This window comes from Lysinibacillus sphaericus (assembly GCF_002982115.1).
Classification (GTDB): Bacteria; Bacillota; Bacilli; order Bacillales_A; family Planococcaceae; genus Lysinibacillus; species Lysinibacillus sphaericus.
The window spans coordinates 1440213-1465591 of sequence record NZ_CP019980.1 but is presented as its reverse complement, the minus strand read 5'-3'; the positions used below and the strand labels follow the sequence as shown (position 1 = coordinate 1465591).

The following is a 25379-nucleotide window of genomic DNA, read 5'->3' as shown; positions in this document are numbered from 1 at the left end:
ACCCCTAAGTTGCTGTTATTCTTCGTCAGACTTTGTTAAATACGTAAAGTATGTACCAAGTGACTTCACCTTGCAACCAAGCGCCGCCAGTTCCTCCATAGCTCCACGCATCATCGGGTCTTTTTCATCTGCTAAAACATCAATCATGAAGAAATAATCTCCAAGACCTGTTTTTAATGGGCGTGATTCAATTTTACTTAAATTTAATTGTCGCCATGCAAATACCGATAAAACTTGGTGCAAAGCCCCTGATCGATCTGTCGGTAATGTAATCATGAAAGTTGTCTTTGCTTGCCCTTCTGATAATTCCTGTGGTAACCGCTTATTTTGCTTTGATAATACAAAGAAACGAGTATGATTAAAATGAAAGTCATGAATATTGTCTTGCACGATAGTTAAACCGTATTTTGCTGCGGCTGCTGCATTACCAACTGCAGCAATACATTTATCAGGATTTTCGGATACAAATTTTGCAGCGGCTGCTGTTGATGTTGTTTGATGTAACGGCACATCACTAAAACGATAAAATAAATATTTGTGGCATTGAGCTAATGCATGCGGATGCGAATAAACACCTTCAATCGATTCCCAATTGTTCTTCTGCGCTTCATTGACCATTAAATGTTGTTGAATTTTCAGCTGTAGTTCACCTGTTACATAAAGCGTTGCCTCGTGGAATAAATAATCCAGCGTCAGCGGAACTGAGCCCTCTAGTGCATTTTCTAATGGTACAACTGCTAAATCAACTTTCCCCTCTGCCACTGCCTCAATGCATTCTGGAATTGTTGCACATGGGACAAGCCAGTCAGTTGGAAAAATAGATTTTGTTGCTAAATATGTAAATGAAGCTTCTGGTCCTAAATATGCAATACGCTTTTCCCACTGTTGCTCTGTCATCAAAATGACCTCCTCCGCTACAATGCGTAGTATATTAAACATTTATAATGTTTGGAAAACTCTTGCTAAAAAAGAAGAGGCTATGTAAAACAGCCTTCTCTAAAAAGTATTGTGAAAATACGTACTGCTTTTGCTAGCTGTTTGAAATGGAATTGTACATTTCTATAGCAGCTTTTACAAATTCCGCAGTATTTCTGCAGGATAGCGAGTTAAGCGAAACCCCACTGAGGTTTTTACTTCGGCGAGGCTTGCTCATCGCATGCGGAAAGGAAGCGAAATTTTGTATCAACATCTACCAGCATGAACTACTAAAAGACAAAGGGGCTTTACAAACTGCCCCTTTACAACGCACCAGAACTAATGACCTCAGCTGACTCTACAAAATCTAACCTTTTTAACTGCTGTATTAAGTCATCAAGTTCAGAAGTCATGCTCGTCACATCCAATGATAATGTAACATTTGCACGTCCTTGAATTGGAATTGTTTGATGAATTGTCAGTACATTACAATGCGAATTTGTCACAGTTTCTAATAGCTTTGCCAATGTTCCTTTTCGGTCTTGAAGCTGTAAAAAGACTGTTAAAATGCGCTCCTGTACAATGGAGTGAAAAGGAAATACAGCATCACGATATTTGTAAAACGCACTGCGCGATAAATCCACTTGCTTGACCGCATCCCAAATGGAGGATACTGAACCACTCGAAAGTAAGTGCTTCGCCTCCAACGTTTTTTGCATAGCATCCGTTAATACATCTTCACGAACTAAATAATATCGCTGATTCGCAACATTCTTCATACGCTTCCCCCTAAAACACCTGTCTTAATCTACAAATTCAAACTCAAACTCTTGCAGACGAACTGTATCACCATTTTGTGCACCACGTTCACGCAATGCCTCATCCACACCCATACCTCGTAATTGGCGAGCAAAACGGCGAATACCATCTTCACGACTAAAGTCAGTCATTTTAAATAAACGTTCAATCGAGTAACCACTAATGATAAATGTGCCGTCATCATCACGTGTAATCTCGAAATCTTCACCTTGTGATTCATGCTTGTACATTACTGTTGCGTCCGATTGTTCCTCTAATTCATCAAATAGAGGGAACTCAGGCGTTACTTCAAGTAAATCGGCAATTGCAAATAACAATTCTTTTAAGCCTTGGCGTGAAATCGCTGAGATTGGGAAGATTTGCACATCTTCGCCCACCTTTTTGCGGAATTCCACTAAGTTTTCTTCTGCTTCTGGCATATCCATTTTATTTGCTACAATAATTTGAGGACGCTCCGTTAAACGAAGGTTATATTGTTTTAACTCCTCGTTAATTGTTAAATAATCTTCGTAAGGGTCACGACCTTCCATACCTGACATATCGATTACATGCACAATGACACGTGTACGCTCAATATGACGTAAAAATTGATGCCCTAATCCTACCCCTTCATGCGCTCCTTCAATAAGCCCAGGTAAATCTGCCATGGCAAAGCTTCGGTGATCTTCTGTTTCAATCATCCCTAAATTCGGTACGATTGTTGTAAAATGATAAGCACCAATTTTTGGTTTTGCAGCAGACACAACTGATAATAGTGTTGATTTACCAACACTTGGGAAACCTACTAACCCAACATCTGCTAGCACTTTTAACTCTAATATAACATTTAATTCTTGTCCTGGCTCACCTTTTTCAGAAAGTTCAGGAGCAGGGTTCGCCGGTGTTGCAAAGCGAGAATTCCCACGTCCACCACGACCTGCTTTTGCTATAATGGCTTGTTGACCATGCTCAACTAAATCCGCGATAACAGCCCCAGTTTCTTCATTCATTACAACGGTACCTGGTGGCACCTTAACAATTAAATCTTCAGCGCGTTTTCCGTGCATCCCTTTACTCATCCCGTGCTCTCCACGATCAGCTTTGAAATGACGTTTATAACGGAAATCCATTAACGTACGTAGACCTTCTTCTACTTCAAATACTACGTTTCCTCCGTGACCACCATCGCCTCCAGCTGGACCACCATTTGGTACATATTTTTCACGGCGGAAGGCAACCATTCCATCACCGCCATCGCCACCTTTTACATATATCTTTACGTGATCGACAAACATTTAATTCACTCCCTATTTGCACTCAACACATATTGCCAGCACGTATTTGTCTGCACAATTGTTTGAATGTCGAATTGTTTCAAACCTTTTTCGGTGAATGCGTCTGCACTCCACAGTCCATTTAGCGTAAATGCCAAAACAAATGTATGATCGTCAACACGTACATCAATCGCTAATCTCTGCTCCGTAAATGGATCTAATGTATCATAAACATGCATAACTGTTTTGTTTAAGTACTCTACAACATCCTTGTCAATATTATTTGTGACTGGTTTTTTGATCTCACCATTAAGCTCCAGCGGTAACGCCGGATAGCGCCATCCTGCTGTTTGTAGCCACTCCATTGTTTGTGGTAATTGTAGACGATTCATGATAGACAATACTCGTAGCTGTTCCGAATAATGTTGAATAAGTTCTTTCGATTCATCAATTCTACCTAAATCTAAATTCATGCGAATCAGTTGAAGTTGATTCACATAATCATGATTTGCAAAACGTAGTACCTCACTAATGGTTAGTGATTGATTGTTCATCCCATTCACTCCAATAAAGTTATCTTAACTAGTATAACAAGTTTTGATGTATTTTTCCCTTAATTCTTCATTGAAATTTAGCCAAAAAAAGGACTGCAATAAATGCAGTCCTCCGCTTTATGTCTACTTTATTAAAATTAAGCTTCTTGTGTAGCTGGGTATACTGATACTTGTTTGCGATCGCGACCTAAGCGTTCGAATTTAACAACGCCGTCCACTTTAGCAAATAGTGTATCATCACCACCACGACCTACGTTTGTACCTGGGTAAATTTTTGTACCGCGTTGACGGTAAAGAATAGAACCACCAGTTACGAATTGGCCATCAGCACGTTTAGCGCCAAGACGTTTAGACTCAGAGTCACGTCCGTTTTTAGTAGAACCTACCCCTTTTTTCGATGCGAAAAGTTGAAGGTCTAATGCTAATAACAATTTCATTCTGTTCCACCTCCTACTTGGTTGTAGTTGATTTGGATATATTGTCCGTAATTTTGCACCATAGAATACACTTGAGCAGTCATTACTTGGACAATTAATTGTAGTTTTGTATCAATTTCAGGCTCTAAATCTGTTGGTAGATCTACCTTTAGGTAGCCTCCACCTTCAGCTGCTTGTTCAACTTCTGGTTGTAATTGTAGTAGCGCATAAATTGCATTTACCGTGCCAATCGCAATGGTAGATGCACCTGCACATACTAAATCTTTACCTGATTCGTCGTACTCAGCATGTCCTGAAAATTCAAATGCAGACACATGTCTATTTTCATCATGATGTATCGTAACTTTTATCATGTTACACCTCACAATTAAGCATTGATTGATTCAACAACTAATTTTGTATAAGGTTGACGGTGACCTTGTTTACGACGGTAGTTCTTTTTAGCTTTCAATTTGAAAACAACGATTTTCTTTTGACGGCCTTCTTTCACAGCTTTAGCTGTTACTGTAGCGCCTTCTACGAATGGAGCTCCAACTTTTACGTTTTCGCCACCTACGAATAGAACTTTATCGAAAGTTACAACCTCGTCAGCTTCTACGCCTAATTTCTCAACATAGATTTCTTGACCAGCTTCTACTTTGATTTGTTTACCACCAGTTTCAATAATTGCGTACATTTTACTGCACCTCCTCTTAGACTCAGACTCGCCTGTATATGAAGGTGATCCAAAGATACTTAAACCTTCCCAGAGCGGTTGTAGTAGCACGGGTGCTACAAACAATAACATTAAAATACTACCACACGAATTCTATCAAGTCAACCTGTTCATTACATATTTCTCAAATGCTACACGATACTTGCGATATTTCCATTCTTTTAGTACTTGTAGCCATATAAATAGGCAAAGAACAGCTAAAAAAATGGATTGTGGTAAATTTATTAAAGTTATTATGAATAGTATAGAGGCAAAAATAAGAGAAAGCGAATAATAATATTCAACTAATCGCACGCTTGGATAAAATAAAAATAACCATGCTAACACTATTCTGCCACCGTCGAGTGGAATGATTGGTAAGAGATTGATTGCTAGCAACACCAATTGTACATTAATTAATCGTGTTGCAATTAACTCTGGCATGAAAAAAGCAAGGCCAATCCCCAGTATTGTGGCGATTGGTCCTCCTAGTGCAATCCAAAGTAGTGAAGATGTCTGCACAGCTGCTGGATTTTCAAATTCAATTTCCCCTCCATAAGGTGAAATAACACATGATTTTATCTTAACACCGCAAAGCATTGCGACCAATAAATGGCCCGCTTCATGCCAGAGCAACGAAGTTAAAATAATTGCATAGTAAGCAATTTGGCCACTCAAAATCATGAAAAAGATCAGAGGGATACAGAGTAAGTGCAATTTAACTTTCATCGGTCTCCGTCGATTCAATCCACTGTACAATTTGTTCTAGATTATAATGAGTTTTTTCCTTTTCAATCGAAATATAGAGTTGTCCAGTCTGCTTCATGCCAATTAAATCATTTGCCTGTACAGTCGTATATGGAAGCTGTGCTAAACTATCAAGCATGCCATAAGTGACCGTTGTACCATCCTCATAGCTAATCGTCATCGTTTTACCTGTATATTTTGTATGACCTGTAAAAACAACGAGTCCACTTTGCCCCGCATAAACAGGGAGACCCACTTCATATTGCAACAAAAAACCTTCTTTAAAAACTTGCGCATTGGCGAATGTTAATAGCTCAGTTTGTCCCACATCACTTGAAACCATTATCGTTTCATCCTCTTTTTTAAGCAAACTTTTTCCGAGCTCGCTTAAATATGTCATATCTGCCGATGTTGTTACAAGCTTTCGCACCGGTGTTGCTATTACACCTTGGTCTTCTAATCGAATTACTAGTATGATTGTAGCCACAAGCAAGATCATAACAACCCATTTCCATTTTTTAAACAAGCTCTCATCCTTTTTTCACACTATATGAGGCAGCATGTCCATTCATGCACAAAAAACGTGCCAGTCACTCACACAATTCAACGGAACATAAAAAACCTTTCCGCGCATACGCACGAAAAGGTTTAAATTATCTTGAAAACAATGCTTTAATTTTTGAGAACATGCCTCTTTGCTCATCCTCAATAGCCATGAGCGGCACAGATTCACCTAAAATACGGCGCGCAATATTACGGTACCCTAAAGATGCTTTATTCGCTGGATCCATTACGATTGGCTCACCTTTATTTGAGGAAGAGATAACACCTTCACTATCAACGATAATCCCCAACAGGTCAATTGACAAGTGTGTTGTAATTTCATTGACATCTAGCGTATCGCCATTTTTCATCATATGCTGACGAATACGGTTAATGATCAGTTTCGGCGCAGTAATTTCTTCCTGCTCAAGCAGTCCGATAATTCGGTCCGCATCACGAACAGCAGAAATTTCTGGTGTCGTCACGACAATAGCATGGTCTGCACCAGCTACTGCATTACGATAGCCTTGCTCAATTCCAGCTGGACAATCAATTAAAACATAATCATAGTCTCTTTTTAATTCCTCTATTAAGCTCTCCATTTGCTCAGGTGTGACAGCATTCTTATCTGTCGTTTGAGCAGCAGGTAATAAAAATAGTTTATCATCTACACGTTTATCTTTAATTAACGCTTGATGGATTTTACAACGTCCTTCAACAACATCAACTAAATCATAAATAATACGGTTTTCGAGACCTAGAATAACATCTAAATTTCTCAAGCCAATATCTGTATCTACTAAACATACTTTTTTCCCTTGTAGAGCCAATGCAGTCCCGAGGTTAGCCGTTGTTGTCGTTTTACCGACACCGCCCTTACCTGAGGTTATGACGATTGCTTCTCCCACACTAGCTTCCTCCCTTAGACACATTTAACAATGGTCGAATATTTTTTAACGCATGAATTTGATCGTACGTAATACGCCCATCATAGCCGATAAATGCACAAGCCATGTCTGCTTGATTAATCGCTTTTACATGTTCATCTGACATTGCCTCAACTTGATCGGCAATCATTATATGTGTGGCTTCTAAACGAGATGCCGCAATAATCGCTTCCTTGTTGCCATGTACACCTGCATGCACAATTCCCTTGAGCCTACCAAGGACATATACATTACCACCAGCTTCTACACGTCCATTCGGATTCACATTCCCCACAATTACTAAATCCCCCGAGGCACGTAGAATTTGTCCCGACCTGACCACTCCTACATATGTATCTTGTTGGCTTTCAATCATTTTCTGGTTGCTTTCATGGACAGTCAGTACTTCACTTTGCACTTTTGCTACAATTAGCTGTTCCGATTCTTGAACAATTTTTACTAGCTCTTTTACTTGTTCATCAGAACAGTATCGATAGCCTAAATGTAATTGAACATCTACCTTGCCATCGATACCGCCTTCTGAAACTTTTCGTTTTAGCTCTTCTACTAAATCGGCATACGAACATTGATCGTCTAAACGAAGAACAAAACCGTCCTTTGTTCCCTTCATATTAACTAATTGTTTTTTCATGAATGCCTCACCTCACGTTGCTCTTGTTATTAAGAAACTTCACGTGCTCTCTGTAAGACACGCGCATTAATTAGATACTTGAAGGCCCAACCAAGAATCATTAAAAATAATGTATTAGCAATGATTGTTGGTAGTAGTCGTGATTGTAAGAATTCCGTTAACGGTATTGTTGTAAAAGCGATTAGATAGAAGAATTGATAGAGTACGAATTCTAAAATTGCTACTAAAACAACTGAAATAGTTGTGGTCACAACTAAGTGCTGATGAATTATTTTCACGATAGACCCTGCTAAAAAACAAATAAGTGGATAGAGTACCGAATATAATCCAATAATATCAATGTAAAACACATCATACAAGACACCAAAAAAAAGTCCATACATTACCGCACGTTGACGGCTGTAATAGATGGATATAAATATTAAGTATAAAATTAAAAATCGGGGTACTAGATAATAGATATGTCCACTTACTTCAATCGGTGAAAGCATAGCAAACTCTGGTTCTAGTAAAAATAGCAATACTGCAACAGAGGGAATGAGAAATCGAACCATTACTTTTCCCCCTCTACAGTAGCCTTTTGTGGATTTGATAAATCTACATTTGTCGCGTCACCATCTGAACCATCAATAACTGTCAATGTTCGTTTAGCTATCACAACATTTTCTAAAATTGAAAAATCAGCAGATGGTTTTACATAAGCCATTTTGGTTAAGCCAAAATCATCTGTACTTACTTCTGTAATTTCTCCAATTGGTACACCTTTAGGGAAAATACCGCCAAGACCAGAAGAAACTACTTTTTCTCCTTCTTTCACCGTTAAGCTAGAATCGATTCGCTTCATAATGAGTTCATTTCGTTCTTTATCAAAGCCCTCGATTAAACCGTATGCCTCTTTTTCTCCTAATACCATCGCGGAAACACGGTAGTTAGGATTGTTTGTATATAAAAGCTCTACTTCAGATGTGAAAGGGGTTACTAGCGTGATTTTACCAACTAGCCCTTTCGCTGTCATAACTGCCATATTTTTTTCTACCCCATGAGAAGAACCTTTATCTAAAATAATTTTTTCTTCCCATTGGTCAGGATTTCTAGCAATAACCGTTGCTTGAATTGGATTAAAAGCTTTTAAACTTTCCGCTTTAGAAAGTTCCATTAGCTTTTCATTTTCAGATTTTAAAACCAATGCTTCGGCTTGTACAGCTGCAAAATCTTCTAAGCGTGCTTTTAAACGTTTATTTTCTTCGTACGTGTTTAAGAGGGAGTCAATATTATTAAAAATACCAGTTATGTAATTTGCCGGCTTCGCAACAATAGATTGTGCGACGCCGACTGTATCTTTAATAATTTGCTCTGGTAAAGTTGCATTCGTCCGATCTCGTAATGAGAAGCTAATCAATGCCACAAGAAAAACCATGCCCACAAGTAGCAGTATTACTTTCTTATTGAAAAAAAACTGTGGCATTGCCTAAACCTCCTTACCCTTTTACTTGTTGTTGACGAATTAAATCAATATGATCTAATGCTTTACCTGTCCCAATAGCTACACAATCTAATGGATCTTCAGCAATAAACACAGGCATATTGGTTTCACGGCTAATAACTTTGTCTAAGTTCGTTAATAACGCGCCACCACCTGTTAACACGATACCTCGCTCCATAACGTCAGCAGAAAGCTCTGGAGGTGTTTGTTCCAACGTTTTTCGTACACCGTCAATAATTGACGATACCGCTTCACGCAATGATTCTGAAATTTCCTTAGATGAAATTTCAATCGTTTTTGGTAAGCCCGTTAATAGGTCACGACCTCTAATCTCCATTTTTTCATCTGGACCTTCAGCAAATGCTGTACCAATCTCCATTTTTACTGCTTCAGCCGTACGCTCACCAATCGTTAAGTTATACGATTTACGGATATATGAAATAATCGCTTGATCCATTGCATCCCCACCGACACGTACAGACTCACTTGTTACGATACCACCTAAAGAAATAACTGCTACCTCTGTTGTACCACCACCGATATCAACTACCATAGACCCTGTTGGATCCCAAACAGGTAAGTTTGCTCCAATAGCTGCTGCAAAAGGCTCCTCAATTGTAAACGCTTCTTTTGCACCTGCTTGGCGAGAGGCATCGATAACTGCGCGTTGCTCAACCGATGTAATACCATATGGCACACAAATCATTACATTCGGTTTTTTCCAATTACCGCCAGAATTTTTACAAGCTTCTTTTAAGTAATATTCAATCATCGCTGTTGTAATATCAAAATCAGCAATAACGCCATCTTTCATCGGACGAATCGCCACGATAGATCCAGGTGTACGGCCAATCATATTTTTTGCATCATTACCAACTGCAACGATATCTCCTGTTTTTGTATTCTTTGCTACTACAGAAGGTTCGCGTAAAACGATGCCCTTCCCTTTAATAAAAACTAATGTATTCGCTGTGCCAAGGTCAATCCCGACATCTTTACTACCTAATCCAAACAAATTGTGTACTCCCTTTCTATTTAAGCCATACTATCGTTGACATAAAATCATACCGTTCATTATAACGGATAAATGCAAGAATTTGTAGTGCCACATACCGCTTCTTGCAGAAAACTTACTATTTTAATTCCCTCGTAAACTAAAAATAGTACGTATAGATTAGCATATTATTTTTTTTCATGTAAGACAACGCATTATAGGCTACCAATTTTTGTGAATGCTTTAGATATTTCTATGAATACAATAACGTCATCCAATTAAAAAGGTTCGTTTTGAGTTAACCCACTTTTAAATTTGCTACAACTATACTACTTCTAGATTATACTATAAAAATTTTATCTTTTAAAAACTGATATCTTCTTTGGAAGTATTTACAACCACTTAAAGACTTTGAGACCTTCTGCAGAAATCTAAAAAGCTCTGCAAATATATGCAGAGCTTAAGCTTGTCCAAATAACTTCAATGCGCATTATGATGTATCTGAATGAAAAAGCAACGAGCCGTGCCAAGCGCTTTCTTAGGTTCGTTGCACTTCCTCTTCGTACCTGTCCCATTACCTATTGCACACGCTTATGGAGAATGTTAACGCCCTTGCCTTCACTTCGCGTAGGAGTTGACATGCCCATTCCTTCATTCAACAACATTTCAATGCACAAACGTATGTAGGAAAGCCTTTACTTTATTAAAACTAAAAATAACCTTTTTCTTTTAAGCTAATAAATTGATGGTCGCCGATGATGATGTGATCCAGTAATTCAATGCCAATAATATAGCCAGCCTCCTGAATTCGTTTCGTTACCTCAATATCTTCTGGACTTGGGGTAGGTATACCGCTTGGATGATTATGCGCACAAATAATAGAAGCGGCAGAGCGCTTGACAGCCTCACGGAAGATTTCTCTCGGATGCACAATAGAAGCGTTTAGGCTCCCGATAAATATCGTTTGCTTATGCATAATTTGATTTTTGACATTAAGGAAAAGGACGACAAAATGTTCTTGACTTAGAGAGGTCATATCTGGCATAAGGTATGCTGCGGCATCTTGCGGAGAACGAACGGTAAACTTGTCATCATTTTGCTTTTGAGACAAGCGCCGGCCAAGCTCTATGGCAGCTAAAATTTGAATTGCCTTTACCTCCCCTATCCCTTTAATGGCAATCATTTCTTCAATAGTTGCATGTTTTAAATGGTGTAAACGTTCAAATGTACTTAATACACGATTCGCAAGTGCAAGAACTGATTCTTCCTTCGTACCTGTCCTTAATAAAATAGCTAATAGCTCCTGATTCGATAAGCTCATTGCACCTTGACGAAGTAGTCTTTCACGTGGTCGATCTGCCATATTGACGTCACGAATCATCGTTTTTGGTAAAACATCTGTTGGCAATAGCTTCACTCCTTCGCAAATTGAATAATATGCTTCGCTATCAATTGCGCAAACAACGCTGCAAGTGGTAAGCCGACAACATTGTTATAATCTCCTTCAATTCGTTTAACTAAAAGGGTTCCCGCTGTTTGAATACCATAACCGCCCGCCTTATCATAAGGGTCTCCAGATGCTACATAAACTTCTATAAGCTCCTGTGATAAAGTATGGAATACAACTGCTGTTTCTTCTACAAATGTTGTTTCTATACCATTCGGCTCAATGATGGCAACTGCTGTCATCACCGTATGACGCTTGCCTGATAAACGAGATAAGTGTGAAATAGCTTCCTCCCGTGTTTTTGGCTTATGCAGTAACGCATTGTTAAAAACGACGATTGTATCTGCGCCAATAATCGTTGCTGCTGGCACTTTCTTAGCTACATCTCGTGTTTTTAGCAGTGCCACACCTGTTACATAATCCTGCATAGTTGTTGCTTTTACACTTGTCTCTTCTACATCACTTGTTACAATATCAAACGGAAGGTCCAACATAGCAAGCAGTTCCTTTCGTCGTGGTGATGCAGAAGCAAGTACTAATTTATGATTTGTTTCAAACATGATTTCACCATTCCTCCTTCTCTCTATCATAACGGAGAATACGGTTTTTGAAAATTTTCAAAAAATCAAGATAACACTCATATAGCTAACTATTCGACTTAGAATTTCGTTTGAAGACAAGCATTTTTGGACTTATAATGTGCAAAAATTTGGAGACGCACGATACTTAAATCACTAGAAATAGAGGTTGCTGCCTTGCCAATACTTTGCCAATCAGCAGGAAGAGTGGAATCCTTCGTTGCCTCTTTAAAATTTAATTTTGTCGTATTTTTATCAGCTAATACTTTTATCACTTCAGCAATTGTCGCCTCCTTGCAACTTTCACCACTAACACTAAACACTTTTTTAAATGTTGGTGGGTCCTTTAAAAACACTAACTCACTTTCTTCGTTCACTATACTTGTCCATACATAAAACTTGCCCTCTACTTCTACAATTGCACTTTCTTGCAATGACGGATGTTCAGAGACAAATGCACTTGCACTTGCATAATTAGAAAATACGCCCGCTTGACTTGCAAAAAACATAGTTGAGTTTGCAGTACCGCCTGTTGTCGGAATTGTTGCGGAGTCTGCCTCTGTTTCAGTTTCGTTTTTCGCTACTTCACTTTCCTTTTTTAAAGAAAATTGGGTACTAGCTTGGAGAACACCTAAAAAAACTGCAACACCAAAAAGCCCGACAATACCACCAATTAGCATTGCACGCACTACTTGTTTTCTCACTACATGACTAACTATTTTCATACCTTCATCACCTCTTCCTTCAACTATCAAAACGAACATAAAAAAGACGACACTGTTATCAGCTGTTATTTCATATAAGTATATGTTAGAGAGTATGCTTAAATGCTAATTTAATGCATTACCATTAATAGAAATTGGTGAGGTTCTACATTATATTTTTTACCTTGTTATATAAAGTGTTTGCCTACGCCTCACTAGAGTGTGATTGTTGGCATGAACTTACATAAGTGATAAAAAAATAAAAAAGTCAACCCATTAATGAGTTGACTTTACCTTTCTAATTAAACCTATAATTTGCATGGCGATTTTGTAACATCCTGAAAGCAATTGACAAGCCGTTGCTCAAGTAACTATCCTTATCCTTCTAGCAATCCCCTATCTAAATCGCACGCAGGAGTGGAAAAACAGTTGTCACTACCTATGTCCGCTTCCGTCAAGCAAGCTACCGCGCACTTCTGTTAATAAATATAAAGAGCCGGTTACGATTGTTCTACACTTCTTCTCTGATTGCTGTTGTAAAAATGGAATTGTATTTTGCAAAATTGCTTTTTGCGGGGCATGACATAATGCCAACATATCTTGTGCTGACATCGCACGCGGATTATCAAAATCAACAAAATAAAATGTCTCACTAATTTGCTCTAAGTACTGCAAAACTCCTTTTACATCCTTATCACCTAATATGCCGACAACAAAGGTAATAGACTCATTAGGAAACGCTTGGCGAACCGTTTCTACCAATTTTTCTGCACTAGCTGGATTATGCGCACCGTCAAAAATAATATATGGCAACACCTCTTCAAATCGTCCTAAAATGCTTGCCATTTCAATACCTTGGCGTATACTTGCCACGTTGATTGCTACATTTAGCGCAGTCGCAACTTCTAAAAATGCCGTAATGGCTAATGCCATATTATTCGCTTGATGAGGTCCTTTCATATGACGTGTAAGATTTGTGATATGTAAGTCCATAGTCTCATTTTTATAGTTCTCATAGTCATGCATCCGCACAATATGGAATTGATTGTTCAGCTCTAGAACAGGTGCTTGCTTTGCATTAGCTTCTCTCTCAATAATGTTCTTTGCTTCACAAGGTAAATCCCCGATTACAACTGGTCGATGCTGTTTAATAATCCCTGCTTTATGCTGTGCAATGCTTTCAATAGTCGGACCTAAAAATTTTGTATGCTCTAGCGCTATACTCGGAATAATCGAGACAATAGGTTGCACTACATTCGTACTATCTAGTAAGCCCCCCATACCCGCTTCGATTAATGCAATATCGACATCACAATGGACAAAATGCAAAAACGCTGCGACAGTTAAAAGTTCGAAATCCGTTAGTTTACCGCTAAGCCCCGCATTCTTCATTTGATGAAAAACGCGATCCATCTCTAGTGCTGAAATAGGTTGTTGCATTACTTGAATTTGGTCATGCACATTCAAAATGCATGGAGACATGAACTTGCCTACTTTTAAGCCATGTTCCTGCGCAATTGACTCTAAAAATGTTAATGTTGAGCCTTTGCCATTCGTGCCTGCAAGGTGCACAATTTGCAATGTTCTTTCAGGATTCCCTACAAGTGCCAATGCTTCTTCAATCGCTGTAAGCCCTGGCTTAATTACATCATCACTAGTTAAAGCCCATTTTTTCTTATAATCATCGAACTGAGGAATCATTGTGCTCCCTCCTGTATCCATTGGCGAACTTCAGCTATAAAATACAGCGAACCTGTAATCACAACAATATCTTGTTGGTCCTTATGTTGTATGACTTCACTTACTATATATTCCCAATTTTTGTTATATCGTTTGTCTTGATGCGTTGATAACATCGCTAACTGTTCAGCTGGCATGGCATTAGGTAGTCCAATTTGTGTAAAGGATATAGAAGTTGCTACTGCATCCATTAACGCAATACTATTGGCATGGTCTTTATCAGAAAGAGCTGCATAAATAAATCGATAGCGTTGATTTGGATAGACCTTCTGTAATGTTCGAATCAATGCAGCAGTTCCTTCTGAGTTATGAGCACCATCTAATACAATATTATTAGGGAACTGTTCAAAGCGACCTGCCCACTGTGCATGTTGTAGCGCTTGGCGCATTGACTCTTCGGATAAATGAATAAGCCCTTTTTCACGTAATAAATCCATCGTTGTGATAGCCAGACTCGCATTAGCGATTTGATGCGCTCCTGCCATTTTTAATTGAATGTCTGTGAGGTCAAGATGCGCATTGTGATAATGAAATGATTGCATGCCCATCTCCTGCTCCTGTGCAATCACGTTAAAATCATGCCCTAGAACAAGACACCTAGCATGACGTTCTTGTGCAACCTTTTGAATCGTAGCAAGTGCTTCTTTATTTTTAACACCAACCACTACGGGTACACCTTCTTTAATAATACCTGCCTTCTCAAAAGCAATCTTCGCATATGTATCGCCTAAAAAGGCCGTATGCTCTAAAGAAATCGTTGTAATAATGGATACAAGTGGTGTTATGACATTCGTCGCATCAAGTCTTCCACCGAGCCCAGTTTCAATTAACGCAAAATCCACTTCTTCATGTGCGAAATATTGGAACATAATAAGTGTGACGACCTCAAAAAAGCTTGGATAGTCCCCATTATAATTTGCCTCAATGATTGAAGCTACGTTATTCATATACTGTAAAAATTGCTCGTCCGGAATTTGTTTTCCATTGATGGTCATACGTTCATTGACACGTGTTAAATGTGGTGAAGTAAAAGCACCAACCCGATATCCTGCATTCTCTAGCATTTCTCTCAGTACATTTACGGTGGACCCCTTGCCATTGGAACCTGCCAAATGGATGGCGCGCAACTTGTTATGCGGGTCCCCTAAACGCGCCAATACTTCACGCATCATGACTAAAGGTTCACGTTTATGATCAACCGCCTTTAATGTAAAAATAAAATCTGTACATGCTTTTATCGTAGTAAACAAAAGAAACACTCCCTTTCACTACAGTATAAAGGGTGACTGGCACACAAACAATTCTGATACAAATTAAAAACACACAGAAAACCACTGTAGGAGTGATCATTTGTGTGTTTTTAACTAATTTTTTTCAAATAAACAACAAATTATTGTAATTGATGGATGCCTAATAGCGCTCCCATATCATCTAAAATTATTTTTGCATCATTATTTAAGAGTGGCATAACATCCGATCTTTGCACTAGTTCTAACGAATTTTTTAATGTTCTTTTCAGCATCGAAATATCAAAATTTGAACAATACTCATTAATCTTATTTATCACTAGTAAATCTGTACGTGTTAATGAAATCTTCGTATCTTTTTGCCCCTTATTATCCGCTAAAATATGCTTAATAAGAACCCGTCCACTTGCATTTAATAGACGATAATATTTAGCCTCCGATAACTTTAAAAGATTTGCTTCTATAATTCCCCTAGCGCTCACAAAATCTAAATCATCACAAGCTTTGTTTACTTTCACTACAATTGTTCCAATATTTCCTGACATAATAAACCTCCGTTATTCTTGCATTCAAAGTAAAAGACCATTCTACTCAACATAGAATGGCCATAAAATTAAATAAAAATTTCATTTAATGGTAACCAGGCGATCATAGTTTGAAAAATACTCATTTCTCTTCACCTTAGACCCTAGGCTTTGCGTCCTACTCTTTCGGATAGTTTGCCTTTATCTATTATACTAACTAAAATAGATAATACTATATATTTTTTCCTAACTCAATACATAACTTTTGATGCATAAAAAGAAAAACAGCAAATGACTATTTCGCCATCTGCTGTTTCTTCAAATCACTATGCTATTACATGTTTTTTAATTCTTCTAAACGTTTTAATACTACTGCATGTTTCTCTTCATAATCCGCTAATTTTTCGCGTTCGGCATTTACTAATGCTTCTGGAGCCTTTGAAACAAATTTTTCATTGGACAGCTTACCAGTGACAAGCTTCACTTCTTTCGCCCACTTTTCTAGTTCTTTTTCTAGACGAGCGATTTCTTCTTGTAGATTGATAAGACCTACAAGCGGTAAGAATAGCTCTGCTCCCGTTACTACTGCCGTCATTGATTGACTCGGAGCCTCTAAGCCTTCACCAATTGTTAACGGCTCAGGATTACAGAATTTTTCTAAGTAGGCTTTATTCGCTTCAAGAGTAGCAACTGTTGCACTATCTTTAGCAGAAATGAACAACGGTACTTTTTTGCTCATAGGTGTGTTAACTTCCGCACGAATATTACGCACCGAACGTATAATATCCATAAGGAGCTTCATATTGTCTGCTTCTTCAGCAAAGTGAAGATCCGTACGCACAGTAGGCCATGCTGCCACTGTAATTGACTCACCTTCATGAGGTAAATGTTGCCAAATTTCTTCTGTGATGAATGGCATAAACGGATGTAATAGACGCATTGTTTGGTCTAATACGTAAGCTAGTATAGATCGAGTTGTTTTCTTAGCAGCCTCATCTTCACCATTCAGCGGTAGTTTCGCCATTTCAATATACCAAGAACAGAAATCATCCCAAATGAAATTATATAGTTCACGACCTACTTCACCAAACTCATAACGTTCTGCTAATGAAGTCACACGTTCAATTGTTTCATTCAAGCGCGTTAAAATCCATTTATCGGCTACTGATTTTTCACCAGTTAAGTCGATTTCATCATATGTCATTCCATCCATGTTCATAAGTGCGAAACGGGAAGCATTCCAAATTTTATTAGCAAAGTTCCAAACAGATTCTACTTTTTCCGTTGTATATCGTAAATCTTGGCCTGGAGATGAACCTGTTGCTAAGAAATAACGCAGTGAATCCGCTCCGTATTTCTCAATAACATCCATTGGGTCCACACCATTACCAAGTGATTTACTCATCTTACGTCCTTCGCCATCACGTACCAATCCGTGGATTAATACATCTTTGAATGGGCGTTGTCCAGTAAATTCAATACCTTGGAAAATCATACGAGATACCCAGAAGAAAATAATATCGTATCCTGTTACAAGCGTACTTGTTGGATAGTAACGTTGATATTCTTCATTTGCCTCGTCAGGCCAACCCATTGTAGAAAATGGCCATAGTGCTGATGAGAACCATGTATCTAACACATCTTCATCCTGTGTCCAATTTTCTGCGTCTGCAGGCGCTTCTTTACCTACGTAAATTTCACCTGTTTCATTGTGATACCATGCAGGAATTTGGTGTCCCCACCATAATTGGCGAGAGATACACCAGTCACGGATATTTTCCATCCAACGAGAATATGTGTTTTCAAAACGTGATGGAACGAAGTGAACTTTACCTTCCTCGTCTTTTTGCAGTTCTAAAGAGGCATCTGCAAGTGGTTGCATTTTAACGAACCATTGTGCGGAAAGATAAGGTTCTACAACTGCACCAGAACGTTCAGAATGTCCTACAGAGTGCATATGCTCTTCAATATTGATTAGGACACCTGCTTCTTGTAAATCAGCAACAATTTGCTTACGGCATTCAAAACGATCCATACCATTGTATTTACCCGCAAGTTCATTCATTGTGCCATCTTCGTTCATTACCAGAATACGTTCTAAGTTATGACGATTACCAACTTCAAAGTCGTTCGGGTCATGAGCTGGTGTCATTTTTACTACACCTGTACCGAATTCCATATCAACGTAATCATCTGCTACGATAGGAATTTCACGGCCCACGATTGGTAAAATAACCGTTTTACCGATTAAATGTTGGTAACGCTCATCTTTCGGGTGAACTGCTACACCAGAGTCCCCAAGCATTGTTTCAGGACGTGTCGTTGCAACTTCCACATAGCCAGAACCATCTGCTAATGGGTACTTCATATGATAGAATGCACCTTGTACATCCTGATAGATAACTTCAATATCCGATAAGGCTGTTTTTGCTGCTGGGTCCCAGTTAATGATACGCTCCCCACGATAAATTAAGCCTTTTTCATATAATTGCACGAAAACCGTTTTAACGGCATCCGATAAACCTTTATCGAGTGTAAAACGTTCACGAGAGTAGTCTAATGCAAGGCCAAGCTTCGCCCATTGCGCGCGAATATGCCCAGCGTACTCCTCTTTCCATTCCCAAGTTTTTTCTAGGAATTTTTCACGTCCCAAATCATAACGTGTAATATTATCTTCACGTAGTTTTGCTTCTACTTTTGCTTGTGTAGCAATACCTGCATGGTCCATTCCTGGTAACCAAAGTGCATCATAACCTTGCATACGCTTCATACGAATTAAAATATCTTGTAATGTTGTATCCCATGCATGACCAAGATGCAATTTTCCTGTTACGTTCGGTGGTGGAATGACGATTGAATAGGGTTCCTTCCCGCTTTCAGGTTGTGCTTCGAAAAATTTACCTTGTAGCCACCATTCATAGCGACCCGTTTCAATAGACTGCGGATCGTATTTCGTCGGCATTGAAATGTTTTCTGTCATATTGACTCCTCCTGTTGTGAAATAATTTTTGACATTTATGCGCTTAGGCAAGCTTCATAATTACTCGTCTTGATTTACCAGTGTATTCACACCAAATAAATCAGTGACAAATGCCTTTGGATTATTCGCTAATAAAATGCATACATCTTTTTAGCAAATAAAAAAACTCCTATCGTCAACAAAAGGACGAAGGAGTTTAAGTTCGCGGTACCACCTTTAATTCCAGCAGAGTAAGATAAGCACTCTCGCACATCACTATTTCTCATATTAGTGCACTTTAAATGCCCTTATACATTAGAAGTAAGGATTCATGCTGGATGTCTTAAGCTTATTACAGCTGGCTCTCAATTCGTTAACGGTGTTTAACCGGCTTTAACTACTATTAGTTCACTAAAGCTGCTCGAGGGCTACGTTCGATTACGTACAAATAGAAACTTTTCAGCTACCGTTTCCTCTCTATAAATGCACAAATAATTTACTCTTCCCTGTCATAGCATCCATATTCAGCTTTCCACATTGTACCGCAAATTCATCTATTTTTTCAAGTGATTTAGTTAATTTCAGCTAGTCTTAAAAAGTAAATAGAAAAGGAAGTGACTATTCATATGCGACGACGTAAGTATAACCCTTGGCTTTTACCACCTTGGCTACGACAATTTCGATTTTATTGTAGAACAATTATTGTACCGATTTGTGGTTTTCAGTTTATCCGTGTTATCATCATCCCAACTTCTGGCGATCTTATCATCTTATTACTTTTACTACTTCTATGCTATTTACTTTTAAAAGATATCATTTGATACACGAACTTTGAGCGGAGTATAGTCTTCTGTTAAATCCCAAATCATTGTTTCTACTTCATTCCAGGAACTTGATTCGCGCACAGCAGAGTGACTGGAAGATTCTCTAAGCACAATTTTTTGTTCCGCCGGTACCGATTGTTTAGCTTTGGCTGATGCTTCTACAGGTGTCGGTTTCATTACTTGGACAGTTTGCTCAATAAACGTAGACTCCTCTATTGGAAGTTGCGTCTTGGCTACAACAACCTGTTCCTCAACAGCATCGATTTTTTCTACTGCTGGCATTGGTAATGCTTCACTACGAAATGTACTCGTCACTGTCCATTCAAGTTGACACATTTGATTGGACAGTATTGGACGAATGTCTTTCACCATTAAGTCCTCAATCGCTGCCTCTTTTGGTAAATCAACATTTAATGGGACTGCATATTCAAAATAGCCAGTATCTCCTTGAATATCGAGTGCATCAATACTGATTAAATCTTCGGCATCCATGAATGTTTGCATGTCTTGAAAATCAAAGCGTACATGCGCTGTGATATGATAAATACCATTTAATCTTAACGAGTCTTCTAATTGCATCGATTGCCATTGTGGCTTTATCTGCACAGCCGCAATTTCTGTTGGGCAACCATATCCCGGAAAACAAAATGTTTCACGCATATTCCAAGTTTTCTGTTCGATAATAATCCCTCCCTTAGCATCATATGAATTGCAATCGAAATGTATGCTAGACAACGATGGTTACAAGATTTTTACCATAAAAAAAGCATGCCTGAATAAAAATCAGGCATGCTTTTACGCTTAAACGTTTACCATTTTAATTTTATTTGCTACGCGATCTGTCAACATTTGTGTAGCTTTTGGAACGATTGGCTTGAAGATTGGATTTAATACAGGACCAGCTAAACCTCCTGCTGTAACTTCTAAAAAGCCTGTCATTTTTGTATTGTTTGCATCAATGCTTTCAGCTAAGAAATAGCCATTTCCTGTAAAATTATCTGATAGGCCTTTTAATTCAAAAGTTACCTTTGAAGGTGCTGCCCACTCTAAAATTGTAATCTCTACTTCTACCGTTTTTTTCAGTACACCAACATTACCTTTAAATGTCCACGTAGAGTGTTTATCATCTATCATCGTATGTGCATTATAACCTGGGACAAGCTTTGCCCATTTTTCCATGTCACTAACGAATTCCCAAACATGTTCAATTGCTACGGGTACTTCTACTGTATGTGTGCCTGTTGCCATTTTAAAACCACTACTTTCTTTTCTGAATAGCTCTATTATAAACTAAAACGCCCACTATTTGGCTATGCTGAAAGTTTTAATTTTGACAAAAAAAAGCCACCCCAATGGATGGCTTTAGATAACTTATTTTGCTAATTGGGCAAACACTTTATGGAAAGCATCGACCGTTTTCGCGATATGTTCCTCTGTATGTGCAGTAGAAATAAACAATCCTTCAAATTGGGAAGGCGGTAAGAAAATACCTTCTTCTGCCATTAAATGGAAGTATTCCGCAAATAATTGTAAATCAGACGTTTTCGCTGAAGCAAAATCGATTACATCTTCATTTGTAAAGAAGAAACCAATCATCGAGCCAGCGCGATTCACCGTATGTGGAATATTGTACTTTGTAGCTGCAGCTCTAAATCCTGCTTCTAGTTGGTCTCCTAACTTTTTGAAATACTCATAGGAGTTTTCATCAAGTCGGGATAACGTTTCATAGCCTGCTGTCATTGCTAATGGATTACCTGATAATGTACCAGCTTGATAAATTGGACCAGCTGGTGCTACTTGCTCCATAACTTCCTTCTTACCCGCGAAAGCACCTACAGGTAGACCGCCACCAATTACTTTCCCTAGCGTTGTCATATCTGGTGTTACAGCAAAGTAACCTTGCGCACAGCCATAGTCAACGCGGAAGCCTGTCATAACCTCATCAAAGATTAGCAGCGCACCATGCTTTGTTGTTAATTCACGTAAGCCTTCTAGGAAACCTGGCTGTGGTGGGACAACGCCCATATTCCCTGCCACTGGCTCAACAATTACTGCCGCAAGCTCTGCACCAAATTTTTCAAATACTTGTTTAGCACCTTCTAAATCATTGTAAGCCACCGTTAATGTATTACGCGCAATATCCGCAGGTACACCAGGGCTATCAGGTAGGCCTAATGTCGCAACACCTGAACCAGCTTTTATCAATAATGAATCACCATGACCATGGTAAGAGCCTTCAAATTTCAAAATTTTATCACGACCTGTTACACCACGTGCTACACGTAATGCAGACATTGTTGCTTCTGTCCCTGATGATACAAAGCGAATCATCTCCATGCCAGGTAAACGTTCTAATACTAGCTTAGCTAAACGATTTTCTGTATAACTAGGAGCTCCAAAAGAAGAACCTTTCGCTGCAGTTTCAGCAATGGCTTTTACAACTTCCGGATGAGTATGCCCTAAAATTAAAGGGCCCCATGATAGTACATAGTCAATATATTCATTGCCATCGATGTCTGTAATTATTGCACCATGACCAGATTCCATAAATATAGGATCCATATTTACTGATTTAAATGCACGTACGGGACTACTAACCCCACCCGGCATTAAGTTGATAGCTTCTGCATATGCTTGTTTTGATTTTTCGTAAGAACGCGCCATTATTTCTCCTCCAACCAACGTGCTACATCTTTAGCATGATAAGTGATAATTAGATCCGAGCCTGCTCGTTTCATACCTAGCAATGTTTCAAGCACTACTTTTTTCTCTTCAATCCAACCATTGATAGCTGCAGCTTTAATCATTGCATATTCACCAGAAACGTTATACGCAACAATCGGTAATGTATAGTTATTTTTCATATCTCGAATAATATCTAAATAGCTTAGGGCAGGCTTCACGATTAAGAAATCCGCACCTTCTTCAATATCAGATTCTGCTTCACGGAAAGCTTCCATACGATTGGATGGGTCCATTTGGTATGATTTACGATCACCAAATTGTGGTGCTCCATCAGCCGCATCACGGAAAGGGCCGTAATAGCTTGATGCATATTTTACGGCATAGGACATAATTGGTACATTTTCAAAGCCCGCTGCGTCAAGACCAGTACGTATTGCAGCAACAAAACCATCCATCATATTTGACGGTGCAATAATATCTGCACCTGCTTTTGCTTGTGAAACAGCAGTACGTGCTAAAACATCTAAAGAAGCGTCATTTAAAATTTGATCGCCCTCAATCAAGCCACAATGACCATGGTCTGTAAACTCACACAGACATGTATCAGCAATCACTAACAGCTCTGGGTGACGCTCTTTAATAAGGCGTGTCGCTTCTTGAACAATTCCATGATCGTGGAAAGCACCTGTCCCCACTTCATCTTTTTCTGCTGGTAAACCAAATAAAATAACAGCTGGGATACCTAAAGCAACCACTTCATCTACTTCAGCACCTAGATTATCTAATGAAAATTGAAAAACACCTGGCATTGACTGAACTTCATTTTTAATATCTTCGCCTTCTATCACGAAAATAGGATAAATTAAGTCCTCTTTGTGTAAGTAAGTTTCTTTTACCATAGATCGTATCATTGCATTTGCGCGTAAACGACGATGTCTTTGAAATTGTAAATTTGTCATGTTCTTTCCTCTACTTTCGTTAATTCCTCGATGACTGCTTGCATAGTATAAATACTCGGCATAATGTCTACAGTAGCACCGTGGTTTACAATAGCTGCTTCTGTAATGTGCCCGATTGCCGCCACACGTACCGCTTTCCATCCAACGACTGTAGCTATATCCTTTGCATAGACATCTACAGCCGAAGGACTTGCAAAAATGACTGTAACATCTGAATGTTGCTGGATACAATCGATAATTACTTGTTTTTGGTCGTGGCGCTCAATCGTTTCATAAACCGTCCATTCATTTAATTTGAAGGGCAGCCCATCCTTTAATGTTGTTTTCGCTTTTTCCCCACGAATAAATAAACATGTTGGATTGTGCCCTGCAACAATAGGAAACTCTTTAACAAAGACATCGGCACTAAATATTGAAGGCATAAAGCTAACTTGAAAGCCTAACTTTTCTAATGCCGCAGTCGTTTTCGTTCCAATCGATGCAATTTTCCCTTGAAAATGGCTTGCACTTAAATGACAACGATTCATCTTACTAGCAAAAGCATCTACCGCATTTTGACTCGTAAAGATTAGCCAGTTAAATTGACGTGCAAATGCTAATTGCGCATCATCTTTTGGATCAATAATTTCGCAAGTTTCTATCAATGGGGCAAAAACTGCCTGACCACCTAAAGCGGAAATATCGTCTCCAACTGTTGCTGTTTTAGACGTTCCAGTTAAAATAATTGTTTTACCCTGCAAAGGTAAATTATTTAGCATCTTGCTCTGCCTTAACACGTTGAATTAAATCATAGGCACCTTGTTTCGTTAACATGTCAGCTAGTTCATTACCAATTGCTTCGGCATCAGTACCTACTACCGTCTCTTTATAAATAACTGCGGCATCTGGTGCGGCAACTAACCCTGTTAGTGTAATTTCTTCCCCATTATACTTGGCATAACCTGCGATAGGCACTTGGCAACCACCATCCATAGCAGCTAAGAAAGCACGCTCTGCATGTGCTTCTTTCCATGTAGCACTGTCAGTTAATTTTGCTAGTTCAGCTAATAATTCAGCATCGTCTTGTCGACATTCAATCCCTAAAGACCCTTGTGCTACAGCTGGAAGACAGTCTTCCACTGATAAAAACTCTGTTACGACATCATCGCTCCAACCCAATCTCTTTAAACCTGCGGCCGCTAAAATAATCGCATCATATTCGTCTGTTTCAAGTTTTGCTAAACGTGTATCGACATTTCCGCGAATCCATTTAATTTCAATATCAGGACGTAATGTTAAGAGTTGAGCACTTCGTCGAAGAGAGCTTGTCCCCACTACTGCTCCTGCAGGAAGATCTGCAAATTTCACATGACCTTTAGAAATAAATGCATCGCGCGCATCCTCACGAGGTGGAATACAACCAATTACTAAACCTTCTGGTAGTACGGCAGGCATATCTTTCATCGAATGAACCGCAAAATCAATTTCCTTGTCAAAAAGCGCCTGTTCAATTTCTTTTACAAAAAGTCCTTTACCACCAACTTTAGAAAGTTGAACATCTAAAATTTGATCGCCTTTAGTAACAATTTCTTTTACTTCAAATTCAAACGGCACACCTGCTGCCTTTAGCTCATTGATAAACCAATTTGTTTGCGTTAATGCTAATTTACTTCTCCTAGAACCTACAATAATTTTTCTCAACAGTCTCCAACCTTT

The 25379-nt window shown here is 38.8% G+C and carries 28 protein-coding genes, 1 riboswitch and 2 other annotated features; of the genes, 1 reads left to right on the top strand and 27 read right to left on the bottom strand.

Going from position 1 to position 25379, the window contains the following annotated elements:
- Nucleotides 1–15: 15 nt before the first annotated feature.
- The 21 genes from pheA to LS41612_RS07215 form a co-directional block, all read right to left on the bottom strand.
- Entirely contained in the window at nt 16–897 is an 882-nt protein-coding gene (gene pheA / locus LS41612_RS07315) for a prephenate dehydratase (protein ID WP_024363177.1), read from the bottom strand.
- Between the two features lie 341 nt (nt 898–1238).
- Nucleotides 1239–1694 carry a transcriptional regulator ThrR gene (thrR, locus tag LS41612_RS07310; RefSeq protein ID WP_024363178.1) on the bottom strand — a complete coding sequence of 152 codons (456 nt, stop codon included), beginning with the start codon at nt 1692–1694 and terminating at the stop codon, nt 1239–1241.
- A gap of 24 nt (nt 1695–1718) precedes the next feature.
- Complete coding sequence (obgE, locus tag LS41612_RS07305; protein ID WP_024363179.1) at nt 1719–3008, bottom strand: GTPase ObgE; 1290 nt, start codon at nt 3006–3008, stop codon at nt 1719–1721.
- A 5-nt stretch (nt 3009–3013) separates the two neighbouring features.
- Nucleotides 3014–3541 carry a Spo0B domain-containing protein gene (locus tag LS41612_RS07300; protein ID WP_024363180.1) on the bottom strand — a complete coding sequence of 176 codons (528 nt, stop codon included), beginning with the start codon at nt 3539–3541 and terminating at the stop codon, nt 3014–3016.
- Nucleotides 3542–3678: 137 nt separating this feature from the next.
- Nucleotides 3679–3978 (bottom strand): 50S ribosomal protein L27, encoded by a 300-nt coding sequence (gene rpmA, locus LS41612_RS07295; protein WP_024363181.1) that lies wholly within the window; start codon nt 3976–3978, stop codon nt 3679–3681.
- A complete protein-coding gene (locus tag LS41612_RS07290) occupies nt 3975–4331 on the bottom strand; it encodes a ribosomal-processing cysteine protease Prp (RefSeq protein ID WP_024363182.1) in 357 nt (118 codons plus the stop codon). The genes rpmA and LS41612_RS07290 overlap by 4 nt, the downstream gene beginning before the upstream one ends.
- A gap of 14 nt (nt 4332–4345) precedes the next feature.
- The gene (gene rplU / locus LS41612_RS07285; protein WP_010860053.1) at nt 4346–4654 is read right to left on the bottom strand and encodes a 50S ribosomal protein L21; all 309 of its coding nucleotides are present in this window, start codon (nt 4652–4654) and stop codon (nt 4346–4348) included.
- A gap of 14 nt (nt 4655–4668) precedes the next feature.
- Nucleotides 4669–4744 (bottom strand) — a sequence feature (ribosomal protein L21 leader region).
- A gap of 45 nt (nt 4745–4789) precedes the next feature.
- Nucleotides 4790–5401 carry a site-2 protease family protein gene (locus LS41612_RS07280; RefSeq protein WP_024363183.1) on the bottom strand — a complete coding sequence of 204 codons (612 nt, stop codon included), beginning with the start codon at nt 5399–5401 and terminating at the stop codon, nt 4790–4792.
- A complete protein-coding gene (locus tag LS41612_RS07275) occupies nt 5391–5945 on the bottom strand; it encodes a M23 family metallopeptidase (RefSeq protein ID WP_024363184.1) in 555 nt (184 codons plus the stop codon). Before LS41612_RS07275 ends, LS41612_RS07280 begins: the two co-directional genes overlap by 11 nt.
- Before the next feature lie 127 nt (nt 5946–6072).
- Complete coding sequence (gene minD / locus LS41612_RS07270) at nt 6073–6870, bottom strand: septum site-determining protein MinD (RefSeq protein ID WP_024363185.1); 798 nt, start codon at nt 6868–6870, stop codon at nt 6073–6075.
- 1 nt (nt 6871) lies between these two features.
- Nucleotides 6872–7540, bottom strand: a complete 669-nt coding sequence (gene minC, locus LS41612_RS07265; protein WP_024363186.1) for a septum site-determining protein MinC — start codon at nt 7538–7540, stop codon at nt 6872–6874.
- 29 nt (nt 7541–7569) lie between these two features.
- Nucleotides 7570–8094: a rod shape-determining protein MreD gene (gene mreD / locus LS41612_RS07260; RefSeq protein WP_024363187.1), complete on the bottom strand. Its 525-nt coding sequence runs from the start codon at nt 8092–8094 to the stop codon at nt 7570–7572.
- Nucleotides 8094–9005, bottom strand: a complete 912-nt coding sequence (gene mreC, locus LS41612_RS07255) for a rod shape-determining protein MreC (RefSeq protein ID WP_024363188.1) — start codon at nt 9003–9005, stop codon at nt 8094–8096. The genes mreD and mreC overlap by 1 nt, the downstream gene beginning before the upstream one ends.
- A gap of 13 nt (nt 9006–9018) precedes the next feature.
- On the bottom strand, nt 9019–10038 hold the full coding sequence (locus tag LS41612_RS07250; RefSeq protein ID WP_024363189.1) for a rod shape-determining protein: 1020 nt from the start codon (nt 10036–10038) through the stop codon (nt 9019–9021).
- Between the two features lie 688 nt (nt 10039–10726).
- Entirely contained in the window at nt 10727–11398 is a 672-nt protein-coding gene (radC, locus tag LS41612_RS07245; protein WP_029747282.1) for a RadC family protein, read from the bottom strand.
- 32 nt (nt 11399–11430) lie between these two features.
- Nucleotides 11431–12024 (bottom strand): Maf family protein, encoded by a 594-nt coding sequence (locus LS41612_RS07240; protein WP_024363191.1) that lies wholly within the window; start codon nt 12022–12024, stop codon nt 11431–11433.
- A gap of 98 nt (nt 12025–12122) precedes the next feature.
- Nucleotides 12123–12767, bottom strand: a complete 645-nt coding sequence (locus LS41612_RS07235) for a hypothetical protein (RefSeq protein ID WP_024363192.1) — start codon at nt 12765–12767, stop codon at nt 12123–12125.
- A gap of 414 nt (nt 12768–13181) precedes the next feature.
- Complete coding sequence (locus tag LS41612_RS07230; protein WP_024363193.1) at nt 13182–14447, bottom strand: bifunctional folylpolyglutamate synthase/dihydrofolate synthase; 1266 nt, start codon at nt 14445–14447, stop codon at nt 13182–13184.
- Entirely contained in the window at nt 14444–15736 is a 1293-nt protein-coding gene (locus tag LS41612_RS07225) for a bifunctional folylpolyglutamate synthase/dihydrofolate synthase (protein ID WP_024363194.1), read from the bottom strand. The genes LS41612_RS07230 and LS41612_RS07225 overlap by 4 nt, the downstream gene beginning before the upstream one ends.
- 140 nt (nt 15737–15876) lie before the next feature.
- Nucleotides 15877–16278 carry a hypothetical protein gene (locus LS41612_RS07220; protein WP_024363195.1) on the bottom strand — a complete coding sequence of 134 codons (402 nt, stop codon included), beginning with the start codon at nt 16276–16278 and terminating at the stop codon, nt 15877–15879.
- Nucleotides 16279–16365: 87 nt separating this feature from the next.
- A riboswitch (cyclic di-GMP riboswitch) is annotated at nt 16366–16467 on the bottom strand.
- 124 nt (nt 16468–16591) lie between these two features.
- Entirely contained in the window at nt 16592–19237 is a 2646-nt protein-coding gene (locus tag LS41612_RS07215; RefSeq protein WP_024363196.1) for a valine--tRNA ligase, read from the bottom strand.
- 179 nt (nt 19238–19416) lie between these two features.
- Nucleotides 19417–19738, bottom strand: a binding site (T-box leader).
- A gap of 104 nt (nt 19739–19842) precedes the next feature.
- On the opposite strand from LS41612_RS07215, the gene LS41612_RS23990 reads away from it, so the two are divergent.
- The gene (locus tag LS41612_RS23990) at nt 19843–20037 is read left to right on the top strand and encodes a YszA family small membrane protein (RefSeq protein WP_024363197.1); all 195 of its coding nucleotides are present in this window, start codon (nt 19843–19845) and stop codon (nt 20035–20037) included.
- On the opposite strand, the gene LS41612_RS07205 is transcribed toward LS41612_RS23990, so the two are convergent.
- The 6 genes from LS41612_RS07205 to hemC all read right to left on the bottom strand — a co-directional run bounded on the left by LS41612_RS07205 (nt 20020) and on the right by hemC (nt 25364).
- Nucleotides 20020–20700 (bottom strand): hypothetical protein, encoded by a 681-nt coding sequence (locus LS41612_RS07205; protein WP_029747283.1) that lies wholly within the window; start codon nt 20698–20700, stop codon nt 20020–20022. The two genes, LS41612_RS23990 and LS41612_RS07205, sit on opposite strands and share 18 nt — an antisense overlap.
- 141 nt (nt 20701–20841) lie before the next feature.
- Nucleotides 20842–21288 carry an SRPBCC family protein gene (locus tag LS41612_RS07200; protein WP_024363198.1) on the bottom strand — a complete coding sequence of 149 codons (447 nt, stop codon included), beginning with the start codon at nt 21286–21288 and terminating at the stop codon, nt 20842–20844.
- 123 nt (nt 21289–21411) lie between these two features.
- Nucleotides 21412–22704: a glutamate-1-semialdehyde 2,1-aminomutase gene (hemL, locus tag LS41612_RS07195; protein WP_024363199.1), complete on the bottom strand. Its 1293-nt coding sequence runs from the start codon at nt 22702–22704 to the stop codon at nt 21412–21414.
- A complete protein-coding gene (gene hemB / locus LS41612_RS07190) occupies nt 22704–23684 on the bottom strand; it encodes a porphobilinogen synthase (RefSeq protein WP_024363200.1) in 981 nt (326 codons plus the stop codon). Before hemB ends, hemL begins: the two co-directional genes overlap by 1 nt.
- A complete protein-coding gene (locus tag LS41612_RS07185) occupies nt 23681–24442 on the bottom strand; it encodes a uroporphyrinogen-III synthase (protein ID WP_024363201.1) in 762 nt (253 codons plus the stop codon). Before LS41612_RS07185 ends, hemB begins: the two co-directional genes overlap by 4 nt.
- Nucleotides 24432–25364, bottom strand: coding sequence for a hydroxymethylbilane synthase (gene hemC / locus LS41612_RS07180; protein ID WP_024363202.1), 933 nt, complete (start codon nt 25362–25364; stop codon nt 24432–24434). Before hemC ends, LS41612_RS07185 begins: the two co-directional genes overlap by 11 nt.
- Nucleotides 25365–25379: the final 15 nt, after the last annotated feature.